13 protein-coding genes are annotated in these 15,787 nt (G+C 73.7%); 6 read left to right on the top strand and 7 right to left on the bottom strand.

The genetic code is table 11. The features are described from left to right. Positions 1-90 precede the first annotated feature (90 nt). A complete protein-coding gene (locus AF335_RS29350) occupies positions 91-750 on the top strand; it encodes an HAD family hydrolase (RefSeq protein ID WP_102921452.1) in 660 nt (219 codons plus the stop codon). Here the strand turns inward: AF335_RS29350 and AF335_RS29345 are convergent. Beyond that, entirely contained in the window at positions 705-965 is a 261-nt protein-coding gene (locus AF335_RS29345) for a hypothetical protein (protein ID WP_244927199.1), read from the bottom strand. The genes AF335_RS29350 and AF335_RS29345 overlap by 46 nt on opposite strands. Positions 966-1,163: 198 nt before the next feature. Between AF335_RS29345 and AF335_RS36325 the strand changes: the two genes are divergently transcribed. Beyond that, positions 1,164-1,547, top strand: a complete 384-nt coding sequence (locus AF335_RS36325; protein WP_087926757.1) for a cold-shock protein — start codon at positions 1,164-1,166, stop codon at positions 1,545-1,547. A 48-nt stretch (positions 1,548-1,595) separates the two neighbouring features. Here AF335_RS36325 and AF335_RS29335 read toward each other — a convergent pair whose 3' ends face one another. Genes AF335_RS29335 through AF335_RS29320 form a run of 4 tightly spaced genes read right to left on the bottom strand, consistent with a single transcriptional unit; the run spans position 1,596 to position 5,218 of the window. Continuing rightward, positions 1,596-2,447 (bottom strand): 1,4-dihydroxy-6-naphtoate synthase, encoded by an 852-nt coding sequence (locus AF335_RS29335; RefSeq protein WP_102921450.1) that lies wholly within the window; start codon positions 2,445-2,447, stop codon positions 1,596-1,598. Further along, positions 2,444-3,229 carry a futalosine hydrolase gene (locus AF335_RS29330; protein ID WP_102921449.1) on the bottom strand — a complete coding sequence of 262 codons (786 nt, stop codon included), beginning with the start codon at positions 3,227-3,229 and terminating at the stop codon, positions 2,444-2,446. Before AF335_RS29330 ends, AF335_RS29335 begins: the two co-directional genes overlap by 4 nt. Positions 3,230-3,260: 31 nt before the next feature. Next, positions 3,261-3,740, bottom strand: coding sequence for a DUF2771 domain-containing protein (locus AF335_RS29325; protein WP_146045633.1), 480 nt, complete (start codon positions 3,738-3,740; stop codon positions 3,261-3,263). Positions 3,741-3,766: 26 nt separating this feature from the next. After that, the gene (locus AF335_RS29320) at positions 3,767-5,218 is read right to left on the bottom strand and encodes an MFS transporter (protein WP_102921489.1); all 1,452 of its coding nucleotides are present in this window, start codon (positions 5,216-5,218) and stop codon (positions 3,767-3,769) included. 408 nt (positions 5,219-5,626) lie between these two features. Here AF335_RS29320 and AF335_RS29315 point away from each other — a divergent pair, with 408 nt between their 5' ends. The 3 genes from AF335_RS29315 (at position 5,627) to AF335_RS29305 (ending at position 10,965) form a co-directional block, all read left to right on the top strand. Further along, positions 5,627-6,544, top strand: coding sequence for a DUF3027 domain-containing protein (locus AF335_RS29315; RefSeq protein WP_102921447.1), 918 nt, complete (start codon positions 5,627-5,629; stop codon positions 6,542-6,544). A 342-nt stretch (positions 6,545-6,886) separates the two neighbouring features. Then, positions 6,887-10,426 (top strand): sacsin N-terminal ATP-binding-like domain-containing protein, encoded by a 3,540-nt coding sequence (locus tag AF335_RS29310; RefSeq protein ID WP_102921446.1) that lies wholly within the window; start codon positions 6,887-6,889, stop codon positions 10,424-10,426. A gap of 347 nt (positions 10,427-10,773) precedes the next feature. Beyond that, positions 10,774-10,965 carry a DUF1059 domain-containing protein gene (locus tag AF335_RS29305; protein WP_102921445.1) on the top strand — a complete coding sequence of 64 codons (192 nt, stop codon included), beginning with the start codon at positions 10,774-10,776 and terminating at the stop codon, positions 10,963-10,965. Between the two features lie 80 nt (positions 10,966-11,045). On the opposite strand, the gene AF335_RS29300 is transcribed toward AF335_RS29305, so the two are convergent. Continuing rightward, complete coding sequence (locus AF335_RS29300) at positions 11,046-13,439, bottom strand: HAD-IC family P-type ATPase (RefSeq protein ID WP_102921444.1); 2,394 nt, start codon at positions 13,437-13,439, stop codon at positions 11,046-11,048. 320 nt (positions 13,440-13,759) lie between these two features. After that, positions 13,760-14,032, bottom strand: a complete 273-nt coding sequence (locus AF335_RS29295; protein WP_102921443.1) for a DUF2530 domain-containing protein — start codon at positions 14,030-14,032, stop codon at positions 13,760-13,762. A gap of 228 nt (positions 14,033-14,260) precedes the next feature. On the opposite strand from AF335_RS29295, the gene AF335_RS29290 reads away from it, so the two are divergent. Continuing rightward, complete coding sequence (locus AF335_RS29290) at positions 14,261-15,730, top strand: NCS2 family permease (RefSeq protein ID WP_102921442.1); 1,470 nt, start codon at positions 14,261-14,263, stop codon at positions 15,728-15,730. Positions 15,731-15,787 lie beyond the last annotated feature (57 nt).

Below are 15,787 nucleotides of genomic sequence, written 5' to 3'. Positions count from 1 at the left end.
ACTTCGGGGCTGGGCAGGGCTGGTCAGGGGGGGGGGCTTGGGTTAGGTGAGGCTAAGTGTACGGGCGGGTCAGCACGGCAGAATGGCGGCATGACCTCGTACGCGCGCGCACCCGGGTTCACGGTCGGCTTCGATCTCGATCTGACCCTGATCGATTCCGTTCCCGGCATCAGGGCCGCGTACGAGTCGCTGGTCGCCGCCACCGGTACGTACATCGACGTCGACCTGGTGTGCGCCCGGCTGGGCCCGCCGCTGGAGCAGGAGCTGGCCAACTGGTTCCCCGAGGACGGCGTCGCCGGGGCCCTGGAGCTCTACCGCTCGGTCTACCCCACGCTCGGCATCCACACCTCGCCCGCCATGCCCGGCGCCCGGGAGGCCCTCGCGGCGGTGCGGGAGCTCGGCGGCCGGTCGGTCGTCGTCACCGCGAAGTACGAGCGCAACGCCCGGCTGCACCTCGACCACCTGGAGCTCGGCGCCGACGCGCTCGTGGGAGACCTGTGGGCGGAGGGCAAGGCGGTGGCGCTGCGCGAGCACGGGGCGGCCGTCTACGTCGGCGACCACACGGGGGACGTGCGCGGTGCGCGTACGGCGGGTGCGCTGTCGGTGGCGGTGGCGACCGGGCCGTGCGACGCGGACGAACTGCGCGCGGCCGGCGCGGACGTGGTCCTCGACGACCTCACGGCCTTCCCCGGCTGGCTGCGCGGCTACCGCGCGGAGGCCGTCGGCGCGGTCACCGACTCGCGCGCCTGACGGCGCTGCGCGGCGATCGACCGCAGCACCCCGGCGCCCGCGATCAGGAAACCCGCCCCCATGAGCATGCAGACGAAGTACGCTGCGGACGGCAGCGGATCGGCGCCCAGGAACAGCGGGGCGACCGTCGCCAGGGTGGCCACCGCGCCGACGAGGAAGACGATGGCGCCGATGCGTACCAGGAGATCCCCGTCGTGGGGAGTTTCGCTACTCACCTGACCAGGGTAGATCCCAAGGCGTCGGCGTGAAGGCCCCATCGCCGCACGGACGAGGACGTCTTGTCAGCGGGCCCGGGACCATTAGCCTTGGGGGGAGCGGGTCTTGCGACCCGCTGTAGTGCTATCAAGAGCTGTTTTTCCGTTGATTGCAGACGTTTTCCGTATTTCCGACGAGACACGAGGACGAGGACAGACGTGCCTACCGGCAAGGTCAAGTGGTTCAACAGTGAGAAGGGCTTCGGCTTTCTCTCCCGCGACGACGGCGGAGACGTCTTCGTGCACTCCTCGGTGCTCCCGGACGGGGTCGACGCCCTCAAGCCCGGCCAGCGGGTCGAGTTCGGGGTCGTGGCCGGCCAGCGCGGTGACCAGGCGCTGACGGTGACGCTGCTCGAACCCGCCCCCTCGGTCGCCGCCGCCCAGCGCCGCAAGCCCGACGAACTGGCGTCGATCGTCCAGGACCTCACCACGCTCCTGGAGAACGTCACCCAGCAACTGGAGCGCGGCCGCTACCCCGACAAGGCCCACGGCTCCAAGATCGCCGGCATGCTGCGCGCGGTCGCCGACCAGCTCGACGTCTGACCGCTCCGCCCGCCGTCCGCCTCTTTCCGGACCGGTCCGGAAAGAGGGTCAGGGAAAGGCGAGCGCGTCCGGGCCGAGGGGCGGTACGAGCCCTTCGGCCGCGGCGCGGGTGAGCAGCCCGCGCACCGCCGCGTAACCGGCCTCGCCCAGACCGGCCGTGAATTCGTTGACGTACAGCCCGATGTGCTGGTCCGCCACCGCCGGATCCATCTCCTGCGCGTGCTCCAGCACATACGGCCGTGACGCCTGGGGGTCGTCCCAGGCCATCCGCACGGAAGTGCGGGCCGCCGCCGCCAGTTCCCGCAGCCGCTCCGCGCCCAGCGAGCGCTTGGCGATGATCGCGCCCAGCGGGATCGGCAGCCCGGTGGTGGACTCCCAGTGCTGCCCCATGTCGGCCAGGCAGTGCAGCCCGTAATTCTGATACGTGAAGCGGGCCTCGTGGATCACCAGGCCGGCGTCCACCTTGCCGTCCCGGACCGCGGGCATGATCTCGTGGAAGGGCAGCACGACCACCTCGCCGACGCCGCCCGGCACCTCCGCCGCCGCCCACAGCCGGAAGAGGAGGTACGCCGTCGAGCGCTCGCTCGGCACGGCCACGGTCCGCCCCGTCAGATCCGCCGCCGCACCGGCCTCCCGGGTGAGCACCAGCGGGCCGCAGCCCCGGCCCAGCGCGCCGCCGCAGGGCAGCAGCGCGTACTCCTCCAGCACCCAGGGCAGCACCGCGTAGGACACCTTGAGCACATCGAGCTCGCCGCGCTCGGCCATCCCGTTGGTGATGTCGATATCGGCGAAGGTGACGTCGAGCGCGGGTGCGCCGGGGACCCGGCCGTGCGCCCACGCGTCGAAGACGAAGGTGTCGTTCGGGCACGGCGAATACGCGATGCGCAGCGGCTCGCTCATGATCCGGCCTCGGCTTTCTCCGCGGCGTACGCGGCGAGTGCGGGGGAGACGGCGCGGAAGGCGCCGGTGAGCGCGGTGAGCGCGTCGCCGATCCGCCAGGCGGCACGGTCGCGGGGGCCGACGGGGTTGGAGACGGCGCGCAGCTCCAGGGCGGGCACCCCGTGCGCCGCGGCGGCCTCGGCCACCCCGAAGCCCTCCATGGCCTCGGCCAGCGCGGCCGGGTGCCGGGCCGCGAGCTCCGCCGCGCGCGTGGCGGAACCGGTCACGGTCGACACGGTCAGCACGGTGCCCCGGCGCGCGCCGGTGGCCTCGGCCACGGCCCGCACCAGCGGCTCCGGCGGGTGGTGCGCCACCGTCCCGAAGCCCAGGTCGGTGACCGGGAGGAAGCCCTCGGGCGTCTCGGCGCCCAGATCCGCCGCGACGATCGCGTCGGACACGACCAGCGAGCCCACCGGGGCGCCCTCGACGCCACGGCCGGCGCCCACGAAGCCGCCGCCGATGCCCGCCGAGACCACCAGGCCGTACGGGCTGCCGGCGAGCTCGGCCGCCACCAGCGCGGTCGCCGCGCCCGCGGCCGCCGCGGCCGGGCCGACACCGGCCGCCAGCACGTCCACGACCGGCGGGAACGCGCCCGGGGCGACCGGGACGGGGCGGAGCAGCGCGAAGCCCGGCAGGGGGATCTCCAGCGGCTCCGCGGCGGTGTCCCCGTAGGCGTCGCCGGCCGCGCCGCGCACGACGGCGTCGCGCTCGGCGGCCACGGCGGTCACGACGAGTACGCGCATCAGCGGGGCATCCTTACGGCCGGACCCGCGGTCAGCCCTTGTCCAGCTCGAGCTTGAAGTTCCACACGCCGTCCTTGGTGAGGATGGTGAGGATGGTGGAGTCCTCGACGCGGCGCATCTGCTGGTTGACGAAGAGCTCGTCGCCGTCGAGCGTGGTGTAGGTCTGCTTGAGCTGGTTGGTGCGCTGGACCGGGCCCATGGCACCGCTGGTCACCGCGACCCAGCCCTTGTCGGCGATGTCGGGCTCGACGCCCACGCGGACCTTGTCGCCGTGCTTGACCTTGACGGTCTTCGGCGTCTTGTCCTTGACGCACTCATTGAGTGCCTTGTCGCCGAGCTCCTTGCCCTTCTCGTAGCAGGCGGCCTCGGTCGTCACCGTGGTGGAGCCCACGGTGACCGTCGCCAGGGGCGTCGGCTTGTCGCAGGCGGAGAGAGCCAGGAGCCCGAAGGTCACGGCCCCGGCGGCGGCAGCGGCACGGCGGCGCTTGCCCCGAAAAAACGCAGCGGTCATGCGGGCAGGCTATCGGGCCCCTCCGCTCAGGCCACGCGCGGGTGCGGCGAGCCGCGCCGGGCCGCCGTCAGCAGCCCCCGTACGGCAGTGGCCACGCCCAGGGCGAGCACCCCGGAGGCGACCGCCATTCCCAGCACTCCGTGGAGCGGCAGCAGGATCCCGATGGCCCCGCCGACCACCCAGGACATCTGGAGCAGTGTCTCCGAGCGGGCGAACGCGGACGTCCGGACCTCCTCCGGGACGTCCCGCTGGATCAGCGAGTCCAGCGACTGCTTGCTCAGGGCCTGCGCGATGCCGGCCGTGGCCGCGACGACGGCCAGCATGAACGCGCTGAACAGCGCCGCGCTGAGCACCGCGACCCCCAGCGTCACCGACAGCACCAGTGCGATCGTCTTCTCCGGGCCGCGCGAGCGCAGCAGCGCCCCGATCGCCGTGCCCAGGGCGTTCCCGCCGCCCGCCGCCACCGCGACCACGCCCAGTGAGGCCGCCGGGCCCAGGCCGCCGAGCGGGTGGACACGCAGCAGGAACGCCAGGAAGAAGGTGAGGAAGCCCGACAGGACGCGGATCGCGCTGTTCGCCTGGAGGGCGTGCAGCACCGAGCTGCCCACGGTGCGCAGGCCGGGCCGGGGCTGCCGCTCCTTGCGGTCCTTACGGCACATGAGGCCCTTACGGCCCTTACGGTCGGCCTTGCCGCGGCGGGCCCGCCGGCCGCTCTCCGGGTCCCGGAGGTGCTGCCGGGGCTCGCCCGAGACCAGCCGGGCCCGCGCCTCGCCCTTCGCCGAGTCCACCTTGTGCGGCAGCGAGAAGGAGAGGAACGTTCCACAGGCGAACACCACAAATGCCCCGTACAGCGGATATTCCGGGCCGAAATGGTGCAGTGCCGCGCCCAGCGGGGCCGCCAGCCCCGTGGCCGCCAGGCCGCCGAGCGTCACCCGGCTGTTCGCCTTCACCAGGGAGATCCGGGGCGGCAGCAGCCGGGGCACCACCGCCGACCGCACCACGCCGTACGCCTTCGACGCGACCAGCACGCCCAGCGCCGCCGGATACAGCTCCAGGCCGCCCGTCGCCACCGCGCCCGACATGGTCAGCGCCAGCAGCGCCCGGGTCAGCATCGAGCCCGCCATCGCCGCCCGCCGGCCGTGCGGGAGCCGGTCCAGCAGCGGCCCGATCACCGGTGCCAGCAGCGCGAAGGGCGCCATCGTCACCGCCAGGTACAGCGCCACCCGGCCGCGCGCCTGGTCCGTCGGCACGGAGAAGAACACGGTGGACGCCAGCGCGATCGTGATCATCATGTCGCCCGCGGAATTCACCGCGTGCAGCTCGATGAGCTTGCCCAGCCCGGACTCGCCCGCGCCGTGCGCGTGCGTGGCCTTGCGGACGCTCCGCGCCACCCACGTGAAAGGGCTGCGCAGGACGCGGCCGGCGCCCCGGGCCGTACGGCGGAGCGGACCGCCTTCGGCTGACCGGATGGCTCCCACCACGCCATATTGCCCCAACTGACACCGCCGGGGGCACCTTCGGCGCAGCAGCGGGGCGCGCGGGTCACCCGCCGGGGCGCCCTGTCATGCTCCTGTCGCGGGCCTGCCGCGCGCCCGTCACGCCCTCGACATGCCCCCGCCACGTCATATGACCGGGGGGCTCGCCGAAGCCCGGGTATCCCCCGGGTGTCCTCGCGGGGTAGCGTGCGTAGCGCGCCACCGGTGGTCGTTCTTGGCCGCGCTCCGAGTCTCGATCCCGCAGAATGGGAGTGACTAGGTGCGCCCGAGGCCGTTCGGGCGCGGACGTCGACGCGGTCCTCCGGTCCGCTCCGTCCGCCGACCCGGCCGTTCGGCTGGCGCACTCGTGAGACGGCGTGGAAGAGAGAATCGATTCTTGTGAGTGCTGCGATGCGAAGCCGTACCCCGGACCGCCTGTGCGCCGAGGCGGTCGAACTCGCCCGGGCGGCGGCCGAGGAGGCCGCGCTGCCGGGCATGGTCGGCGACCACGTGGAGGCCGCCGCCGACGGGGACCGTGTCGTCACCCACTATTTCGCCTGCCTCGACCCCGGCTACCGCGGCTGGCGCTGGGCCGTCACCGTCGCCCGCGCCTCCCGCGCCAAGAACGTCACCCTCGACGAGACGGTCCTGCTGCCCGGCACCGACGCCCTCCTCGCCCCCGAGTGGGTGCCCTGGAGCGAGCGGCTGCGCCCCGGCGACATGGGCCCCGGCGACCTGCTGCCCACCGAGGCCGACGACCTGCGCCTGGAGCCCGGCTGGACGGGTGAGGACGCCCCGCCGCCGAACTCCGCCCTCGCCGAGGAGATGGACCGGCTGGCCGACGCCGAGGACGCCGACGTCACCGTCGGCTCCCCGGCCACCCAGGCCGCCCCGCCCGCCCGCGGCTCGATCGCGGCCGTCGCGGAAGAGCTCGGCATGCGCCGCGCCCGGGTCCTCTCGCGCTACGGCCTCTACACCGCGGCCGACCGCTGGGACGAGTCGTACGGCGCGAAGACCCCGATGGCCCAGGCCGCCCCCGCGTCCTGCGTCAGCTGCGGCTTCCTCGTCCGCATCGGCGGCTCCCTGGGCCAGGCGTTCGGCGTCTGCGCCAACGAATTCGGCCCGGCGGACGGGCACGTGGTCTCCCTGGCGTACGGCTGCGGGGGCCACTCCGAGGCGGCGGTCATGCCGAAGCCGCCGCGGCCGTCCGAGCCGGTGATCGACGAGACGCGGGTGGATCCGATGCCGTTGCGGCCGTCTTCGGGGTCTGTGCCGGCGGATGCGGACGCGGGCGCGGATGCGGTCGGGGCGGAGCTGGGGCATTCCTGAGGGGTGCGGGCGTGGGCGTGGCGGGTGGCCGCTGCGCGGGGCTTTTTCCCCTACCCGCCCCTTCCCGTAACCGGGGCCGGCGCCCCGGGCCCCCCTTTCCGCGCTTCGCGCGGTGTCCTCAAGCGCCGGACGGGCTGAAAATCAGCCCGTCCGGGGGCACCTCCTGGGGGCACCCCCAGCGGTAGCTGGGGGAGGTAGCTGGGGGAGCTTGAGGACAATTCGGGAAGGGGCGGGGTGGGGAAAGGCCCGCCGCAGGCGCACCCCGCCCGCACCCGACCCGCACCCCCACCCCCCGCCGTGGACAATCGACCCGTGATCCCACGGGCGACAGGAGACAACCACGTGAGCGCCGCCGACCCCTTCCGCACGGAACCCCTGCGGCACGCCGTACTCCAGGCATGGGCGGCCAGCCCCACCCGCTTCCGGGAGGACGCCAACGCCGAGGAGGACCTCGCCCTCGGCGGCTACCGCGACCGCCTCGTCGTCGAGCTCGCCCAGAACGCCGCGGACGCGGCGTCCCGCGCGGGCGTCCCCGGCCGGCTCCGGCTGACGCTCCACCACGCCACACCGGACGGCCCGCCCGTCCTGGCCGCCGCCAACACCGGCGCCCCCCTCGACGCCGTGGGCGTCGAGTCGCTGGCCACGCTGCGCGCCTCCGCGAAGCGGGACGACGAGGGCGCGGGCGCCGGGGCCGGGAGCGTCGGCCGCTTCGGCGTCGGCTTCTCCGCCGTCCTCGCCGTCAGCGACGAACCCGCCGTCCTCAGCCGCGCGGGCGGCGTCCGCTGGTCCCTGACCGAGGCCCGGGAGCTCACGGTGGCCGCGGCCGCCGCCTCGCCCGGCCTCGGCGAGGAGCTCCGCCGCCGCGCCGGGCACGTCCCCGTGCTGCGCCTCCCGCTGCCCGCCGAGGGCAGCGCCCCGGAGGGCTACGACACCGTCGTCGTCCTCCCGCTGCGGGACGGCGCCGCCGAGGACCTGACCGCCCGTCTGCTCGCCGGGATCGACGACGCGCTGCTGCTGGCCCTGCCGGGCCTCGCCGAGGTCGTCGTCGAGACCCCGGACGGCACCGTACGCACCCTGACGCGCCGCCAGGAGGGCCCGTACGTCCTCGTCGACGACTCGGCGCGCGCGGTGGGTGCCGTGGGCACCGACGGCGCGGCGCGGGGGGCGACCACCGCTCGCTGGCGCGTCGCCCGCGCGGGCGGCCCGCTGGACGCCGCGCTGCTCGCCGACCGCCCGGTCGAGGAGCGGCTGCGCCCGGCCTGGTCGCTGACCTGGGCCGTACCGGTCGGCGACGACGGCGCGCCCGTACGCCCGGCCACCGCGCCGGTGCTGCACGCGCCGACGCCCACGGACGAGCCCCTCGGCCTTCCCGCCCTCCTCATCGCCACCTTCCCGCTCGAACCCACCCGCCGTCACACCGCCCCCGGCCCGCTCACGGACTTCCTCACCGAACGCGCCGCCGAGTCGTACGCCACGCTGCTGCGCGACTGGCACCCGGTCTCGACCGGCGTCCTCGACCTGGTGCCGCAGCCGCTGGCGCGCGGCGCCGTGGACGCCGAACTGCGCCGCCAGGTCCTGGACCGGCTGCCGCGCGTCGCGTTCCTGCCGAGCGCGGCCCGGGCGGCGGGGGAGGGGGACGGCACGGCGCAGGCCGGTGGGGAGGGCCTCGGGCCCGGTGCCGCCGCGTACCCCCGTTCCGGGGGAGCCGACGCCGGAAGGGGTGAACCCTTCGCCGTCGGCGGTGAGCCTTACGCCGTAGGTTCCCAGGAGTCCGCCGCTCTCGGCGGGCCTTTCGCTCCTGCCGGTTCTCACGTCGTACGTTCCCCCGATGCGGTCTTGGGCGAGCCTTTCGACTCTGCCGGCCTCGCCGGCGGGCCTTCCGCCGTGCGTTCTCCGGAGTCCGCCGCCCTCGACGGGCCTTTCGCTCCTGCCGGTTCTCACGCCGTGCGTTCCCCCGAGCCCGGTGCCCCCGACGTCGCCTGGGACGAGCCCTTCGCCCCCGCCGGCCCCGCCGGTGTCCCCTACGTCCTGCGTCCGCTGGAGGCCGAGGTCGTCGAGGGCGCCGGTGCCGACACCGTCGCCGTACTCGCCGAGCTGTTCCCCAGCCTCCTGCCCGCCGGGCTCGAACGCCGGCCCGAGCTGCGCGCCCTCGGCGTCGCCCGTGTGCCGCTCGGCGAGGTCGTCGACCGCCTCGCCGGAGTCACCCGCGAAGCGGCCTGGTGGCGGCGGCTCTACGACAGCCTCGCCGGTGTCGACCCCGACCGGCTCACCGGGCTGCCCGTCCCGCTCGCCGACGGCCGCACCGCCGTCGGCCCCCGGCAGGTCCTGCTCCCGCTGCCCGGCGCCGTCGACGCCGAACGCCTCACCCGCCTCGGGCTGAAGGTCGCGCACCCCGACGCCGCCCACCCGCTCCTGGAGAAGCTCGGCGCCACCCCGGCCGCGCCCCGCGCCATCCTGACGACGCCTCAGGTGCGGGCCGCCGTCGCCGGATCCCTCGACGCGGACGAGATCTGGGACGAGGACGCGCTCGACGCCGACGAGCTCGCCGACGTCGTCCTCACCCTCGTCCGCGACGCGAACCTCGCCCCCGGCGACGAACCCTGGCTCGGCGCCCTCGCCCTCCCCGACGAGGACGGCGAACCGGCCCCGGCCGGTGAACTCATCCTGCCCGGCAGCCCGTTCGCCCGCGTCGTCCGGCCCGGCGAGCTCGCCGCCTGCGACGCCGGGCTCGCCGAGCGCTGGGGCGAGCAGCCGCTGACCGCCGTCGGCGTGCTGGCCACCTTCGCCCTGGTCCGCGCCACGGACGTCGTCCTCGACCCGGACGAGCTGGAGCCCCGCGACGGCGACTTCGCCGAACCCGACGACGCCGGCCTCCTCGACGCCGTCGACGTGTGGTGCGAGGACGTACTCGACGGGCTGCCCGAGACCCCCGTGCCGCCCGTCGCCACCGAGATCGTGGCCGTACGCGACCTCGACCTGGTCGACGACGACGCCTGGCCCGAGGCCCTCGCGCTGCTGGCCCTGCCGCCGCTGCGGGACGCGCTGACCGCGCCCGTCCGGGTGCTGCTCCCGGACGGCACCACCGAGTCCGTACGCCCGTACACCGCGTGGTGGCTGCGCGGCCACCCCGTCCTCGACGGCCGCCGCCCCGCCGGGCTGCGGGTCGCGGGCGGCGACCCGCTGCTGGCCGGGCTGTACGAGGCGGCCGACGCGGCCGGGCTCGCCGACGACCAGGTGCTGCGGGCGCTGGGCGTCCGCACCTCCGCCGCGGCCCTGCTCGACGAGTCGGGCGGCGCCGCGGAGCTCCTCTCCCGGCTGGCCGACCCGCACCGCCCGGTGGGCGAGGCCCAGCTGCACGCCCTGTACGGGGCGCTGGCCGCCCTCGACCCGGACGAGGTGACCCTCCCCGACGAGCTGCGCGCCGTCGTCGACGGCGAGGTGCGCGTCGTGGACGCGGCCGACGCGCTGGTCGCGGACGCCCCCGACCTGCTGCCGCTGGCCGCCGGGCACCCCCTGCTCCCGGTGGCCCCGGCCCGCGCCGCCGACCTCGCGGAACTGCTCCAGGTGCGCCGGGTCAGCGAGGTCTTCGCGGTACGGGTGCCCGAGGGCGACGGCGAGGTCCGCGAGGTCCCGGAGGCGGTACGGGCCCTGCTGCCGGGCGCCCCCGCGACGTACGTCGAGCACGAGGAACTGATCGTCGGCGGCGTCGAGCTCGACTGGCGCCACGGCTCCGACGGCGTCCTCCACGCGACGACCCTGGAGGGCGTGGCGGCGGGGCTGGCGTGGGCGGCGGGGGCGTGGTCGCGGCGGTTCGAGGCGGGGGTGCTGCTGGAGGATCCGGGGCGGGCGGGGGAGCTGGCTCGGGGGCGGTGGTTCGACTAGGGGCGGGGCGGGTGCGGGTGTGGGTGCGGGTGGCTGGGGGTGCCGCTGCGCGGGGCTTTTTCCCCACCCCGCCCCTTCCCGAACCGGGGCTCCGCCCCGGACCCCGGTCCTCAAGCGCCGGACGGGCTGAGTCGTTGCCCGGAACCGGGCGGAAACTTCAGCTCCGGACAGGGAGCGAAATTCAGCCCGTCCGGCGCTTGAGGACACCGCGCGTCAGCGCGGAAAGGGGGCCTGGGGGCGGAAGCCCCCAGTTCCGGGAAGGGGCGGGTAGGGGAAAAAGCCCCGCGCAGCGGCACCCACCCACCCCGCCCGGACCTACCCTGGAAACACACCCCCAGGAGCCCGTCATGACCAGAAAAGTCGCCGACTGCCGCAGATTCCCCAGCGAAACCAACTGCACCCTCACCATCACCGGTGAAGAAGACGAAGTCCTCCAGGCCGCCACCGAACACGCCGTCTCCGTCCACAGGCACCAGGACAGCCCCGAGCTCCGCGAACAGATCCGCGAGTTCCTGGAGGACGAGAAGGCCCTGGCCTGACAAAGACGAGGGCGAAGGCAAAGACGAGGGCGAGGGCAAAGGCAGCCAAGCCAAAGGCCCCGGCCACGCCGGCCCCCCGGCTACGCCGGAAACCTCCGCCCCACCCACCGCCAGACCCCCTCCAGCACCACCCCCGCCCCCACCGCGATCCCCACCGCCGCCCACGGCAGCGTCGTCCCCACCAGCTTCAGCGCGAAGAACCGCTGGAGCCATGGCGTGCCCAGCACCACCAGGAAGCCCAGCCCCATCGCCGCGACGAGGACGACGCGCCACCATGTGTACGGGCGGGCGATGATCGCGAGGACCCACATCGAGATCAGGAACAGGGTCAGCGTGGCCGCGCTGGTCTCCGCGTCCAGGGCGCCGGGCCCCGTGTAGTGGTGCCGGGCCAGCAGGTACGCCGCGAAGGTGGCCAGGCCCGCGATCACCCCCGCGGGCATGGAGTAGCGCATCACCCGCCGTACGAAGTGCGGCTTGGCGCGCTCCTTGTTCGGGGCCAGGGCGAGGAAGAACGCCGGTACGCCGATCGTGAGCGTCGACAGCAGCGTCAGGTGGCGGGGCAGGAACGGGTACGGCACCCGGGTGCAGACGACGAGGACCGCCAGCAGCACGGAGTAGACCGTCTTGGTGAGGAAGAGCGTGGCGACACGCGTGATGTTGCCGATGACCCGGCGTCCCTCGGCGACCACCGAGGGCAGTGTGGCGAAGCTGTTGTTCAGCAGGACGATCTGGGCGACGGCCCGGGTCGCCTCGGAGCCGGAGCCCATGGAGACGCCGATGTCGGCGTCCTTGAGGGCGAGGACGTCGTTGACGCCGTCGCCGGTCATCGCGACGGTGTGGCCGCGCGACTGGAGGGCCGCGACCATGTCCCGCTTCTGCTGCGGGGTGACGCGCCCGAACACCGCGCCCCGGTCCAGCACGTCGGCCATGCCCTCCCGCTCGGCGGGCAGTTTGCGCGCGTCCACGGGGGCGTCCGCGCCGGGCAGGCCCAGCTTCGCGGCGACGGCGCCGACGGAGACGGCGTTGTCACCGGAGATCACCTTGGCCGAGACGTTCTGCTCCGCGAAGTAGCGCAGCGTGTCCGCGGCGTCGGAGCGCAGCCGCTGCTCCAGGACGACCAGCGCGGTGGGCCGTACGGCCTCGGTGACGCGCGGGTCGTCGAGCTCGTGTTCGGCGCGGGCGAGGAGCAGTACGCGCATCCCCCGGGCGTTGAGCTCCTCGACGGCGGCCAGGGCGCCGTCGCCGGCCGGCAGCAGCACGTCGGGGGCGCCGAGCAGCCAGTTGCTGCTCTCCGCGTCGGGGCCGTTGAGTGCGGCGCCGCTGTACTTGCGGGCGGACGAGAAGGGCAGGGCCTCGGTGCAGCGCCAGCCGGAGCCGTCGGGGTAGGCGTCGATGATGGCCTGGAGGCTGGCGTTGGGGCGGGGGTCGGAGTCGCCGAGGGCGCCGAGCACCTGGCGTACGTACGCCTCGTCGGCCCCGGTGCCCGGCAGTATCCGCAGCTCGGTGACGTCCATGCCGCCCTCGGTGAGGGTGCCGGTCTTGTCGAGGCAGACGGTGTCGACGCGGGCCAGGCCCTCGATCGCGGGCAGCTCCTGCACCAGGCACTGCTTGCGGCCGAGGCGGACGACGCCGATGGCGAAGGCGACGGAGGTCAGCAGCACCAGGCCCTCGGGGACCATGGGCACGATCCCGGCGACCATCCGCCGGACCGCCTCCTTCCAGTCGTGCTCCTGGACGACCAGCTGGCTGATGATCAGGCCGATGGCGGTGGGGACCATCATCCACGTCACGTACTTGAGGATCTGGCTGATGCCGGTGCGCAGCTCGGAGTGGACGAGGGTGAAGCGGGACGCCTCCTCGGCGAGCTGGGCGGCGTACGCCTCGCGGCCGACCTTGGTGGCGGTGAAGGCGCCGCCACCGGCGACGACGAAGGAACCGGACATCACCTTGTCGCCGGGGCGCTTGAGCACGGGGTCGGCCTCACCGGTGAGCAGCGACTCGTCGATCTCCAGGCCGTCCGCCTCCGCGACCTCGCCGTCGACCACGCACTTGTCGCCGGGGCCGAGCTCGATCAGGTCGCCGAGGACGATCTCGCCGGTGGGGACGGCGACGGGGGTGCCGTCCCGGCGGACGGTGGGCCTGGCCTCGCCGATGACGGCGAGGGAGTCGAGGGTCTTCTTGGCCCGCAGCTCCTGGACGATGCCGATCGCCGTGTTGGCGACGATCACAAAGCCGAAGAGGCCGTCCTGGATCGGCCCGACGACCAGGATGATCAGGAAGAGGACGCCGATGATGGCGTTGAAGCGGGTGAAGACGTTCGCCCGGACGATCTCCGAGGTGGAGCGTGAGGAGCGGACGGGGACGTCGTTGACCTCGCCCCGCGCGACCCGCTCGGCGACCTCGGCGGCGGTCAGGCCGCCGTGCGGGGCCGGCGGTACGGATTCGTCGGTCGCGGTCTGCGCCGGATCGCTCATGAGTCCGACGGTAAGGGCGGTTCGGCAGATCTACCCGCCGAACCGTGCCTTTCGGGCCGGGGCCCGCCGGTGGGGATTCCTCGCCCGCCGCCTCCCGGGCCTAGCCCGGCGCCTCCCGGGTCCCGGGCCTCGCCCGGCGTCCGCGCCGCCGTGGGCGTCCTCCGCGTCCGGGTGGCGGGCGGACCCGCTTCGGGGCGCCCGGACGATCGATCGGCGGCGGTGGGCGGGTGCCCACGCCATGTCCGTACGGATCGTCTCCGTACGTACGGACCGTCTCCGCCGGACGCCGGACCGCCTCCGCCTGACGGGGCGGGCTCCGGTCAGTGCGCGGAGGTCTCCGGCACCTGCCGCGCCGCGTGCCGGCGGATCGCCGCGTCGCGCTTGCGGACGTACCAGATGCCGATCAGGCCGAGACCGGCCCCGGCCAGACAGGTCCACAGCCACCACAGGCGGTCGTGGTCCTCGAACCAGCCGTAGAAGGGCAGCTGCGCCAGGAAGAGGACGAACCAGAGGACGGTGCCGCCGGTGATGGTGGCGACGACATTGCCCTCCAGGGGCTCGGGCGCCTCGTGCCTGGGTGTCCACTTCGTCATGCACGCAAGCGTAGTCCGTGGCTTCCGCGAAGCCCCGGCGGGTCGGGGCCGGATCCCTTGCGCCATAGGGGTCTACGCGCGGAGATAGCAATTCACGCCTTGTTTATTCATACTGAATCGAACCGGATCTGACTGGTTGCTTTTGTTTGATCATCCAATCAAGATCCTTTTTATTTCGCCTCGCGATTCCCACCCGCCTTCCCCAGGCCCGTACGACTGAGGTCTCGTATGCCCTCCTCGGCCACCTCTCCGGTCGACGCCCAGCAGCCGGCCCCCGTGCCGCCGCCCGGCAACCCCCTCGACCGGTACTTCCGGATCACCGAGCGGGGCTCCAGCGTCGCCCGCGAGCTGCGCGGTGGCCTGGCCACGTTCTTTGCGATGGCGTACATCATCGTGCTGAATCCGATCATCCTCGGCGCCGGTCAGGACAAGTTCGGGCACCAGCTCGACAACGCCCAGCTGGTGACGGCCACGGCCCTGATGGCCGGTCTCAGCACCGTCCTGATGGGCGCGATCGGCAATGTGCCGATCGCCTGCGCCGCCGGCCTCGGCATCAACGCCGTCGTCTCGCTCCAGCTCGCGCCCAAGATGAGCTGGCCGGACGCGATGGGCATGGTGGTGCTGGCCGGCCTGGTGCTGATGCTGCTGGTCGCCTCCGGTCTGCGGCAGCGCGTGATGGACGCCATCCCGGGCGGTCTGCGGCGCGCGATCGCGATCGGCATCGGCCTGTTCATCTCGCTGATCGGCCTGGTGGACTCCGGTTTCGTCACCCGTAACCCCGACGCCGCGCACACCACCGTGCCGCTCGGCCTCGGCCAGGGCGGGCAGCTGCACGGCTGGCCGGTGCTGATCTTCGCGATCGGCCTCGCGCTCACCTTCATCCTGGTGGTGCGGAAGACCTCCGGCGCCATCCTCATCGGCATCGTCGTGATGACCTTCGTCGCGATCGTCATCAACACCCTGGCCGAGATCCCCGACGCCGGCTGGGGCCTGAGCGTCCCGCGGATGCCGGACAACATCGTCGGCGCGCCCGACTTCGGCCTCGTCGGCGACATCAGCCTCTTCGGCGGCTTCCACGAGGTCGGCCTGCTGACCGGCTGCCTGTTCGTCTTCACCGTGCTGCTGTCCGGCTTCTTCGACGCGATGGGCACGATCATCGGCGTCGGCGAGGAGGCCGGGCTGACCGACGAGAACGGCCAGCTGCCCAACATGGGCAAGATCCTGATGATCGACGGTGTCGCCGTCGCGGCCGGCGGCCTCGGCTCAGCCTCCGCGAACACCTGCTTCGTCGAGTCCACGGCCGGTGTCGGCGAGGGCGCCCGTACGGGCCTGGCCAACCTGATGACCGGCGGCCTCTTCCTGCTGGCCCTGATCTTCACCCCGCTGGCCACCGTCGTCCCCTCGCAGGCGGCCACCCCCGCACTGCTGGTCGTCGGCTTCCTGATCATGGCGGCCAACGTCAAGGAGATCGACTGGAGCGACTTCACGATCGCGGTGCCCGCGTTCCTGACGATCGTCTCCATGCCGTTCACCTACTCGATCACCAACGGCATCGGCCTCGGCGTCCTCGCCTTCATCCTGCTGCGGATCGCGGACAAGCGGGCGCGGGAGATCCCCTGGCTGCTCAACGTGGTCGGGCTCTGCTTCCTCGTCTACTTCCTGCTGAACCCGATCGAGCAGCTGCTCGGCGTGAAGTAGCACGGTGCCGAAGCACGGCACCGTAGCGCGGTACTGAAGTACGGAAGTAGTGGCGTG

The organism is Streptomyces eurocidicus, assembly GCF_002891295.1.
GTDB lineage: Bacteria > Actinomycetota > Actinomycetes > Streptomycetales > Streptomycetaceae > Streptomyces > Streptomyces eurocidicus.
The sequence above is the reverse complement of the archived record's forward strand: the minus strand, read 5'-3'. Positions and strand labels throughout refer to the sequence as shown.

Bases quoted from the DNA above. Each gene is read 5' to 3' on its own strand.
- AF335_RS29295 (WP_102921443.1), bottom strand. From the start codon at position 14,032: ATGACGAAGTGGACACCCAGGCACGAGGCGCCCGAGCCCCTGGAGGGC.
- AF335_RS29305 (WP_102921445.1), top strand. From the start codon at position 10,774: ATGACCAGAAAAGTCGCCGACTGCCGCAGATTCCCCAGCGAAACCAAC.
- AF335_RS29350 (WP_102921452.1), top strand. From the start codon at position 91: ATGACCTCGTACGCGCGCGCACCCGGGTTCACGGTCGGCTTCGATCTC.
- AF335_RS29300 (WP_102921444.1), bottom strand. From the start codon at position 13,439: ATGAGCGATCCGGCGCAGACCGCGACCGACGAATCCGTACCGCCGGCC.
- AF335_RS29330 (WP_102921449.1), bottom strand. From the start codon at position 3,229: ATGCGCGTACTCGTCGTGACCGCCGTGGCCGCCGAGCGCGACGCCGTC.
- AF335_RS29290 (WP_102921442.1), top strand. From the start codon at position 14,261: ATGCCCTCCTCGGCCACCTCTCCGGTCGACGCCCAGCAGCCGGCCCCC.
- AF335_RS29335 (WP_102921450.1), bottom strand. From the start codon at position 2,447: ATGAGCGAGCCGCTGCGCATCGCGTATTCGCCGTGCCCGAACGACACC.
- AF335_RS29315 (WP_102921447.1), top strand. From the start codon at position 5,627: ATGCGAAGCCGTACCCCGGACCGCCTGTGCGCCGAGGCGGTCGAACTC.
- AF335_RS29325 (WP_146045633.1), bottom strand. From the start codon at position 3,740: ATGACCGCTGCGTTTTTTCGGGGCAAGCGCCGCCGTGCCGCTGCCGCC.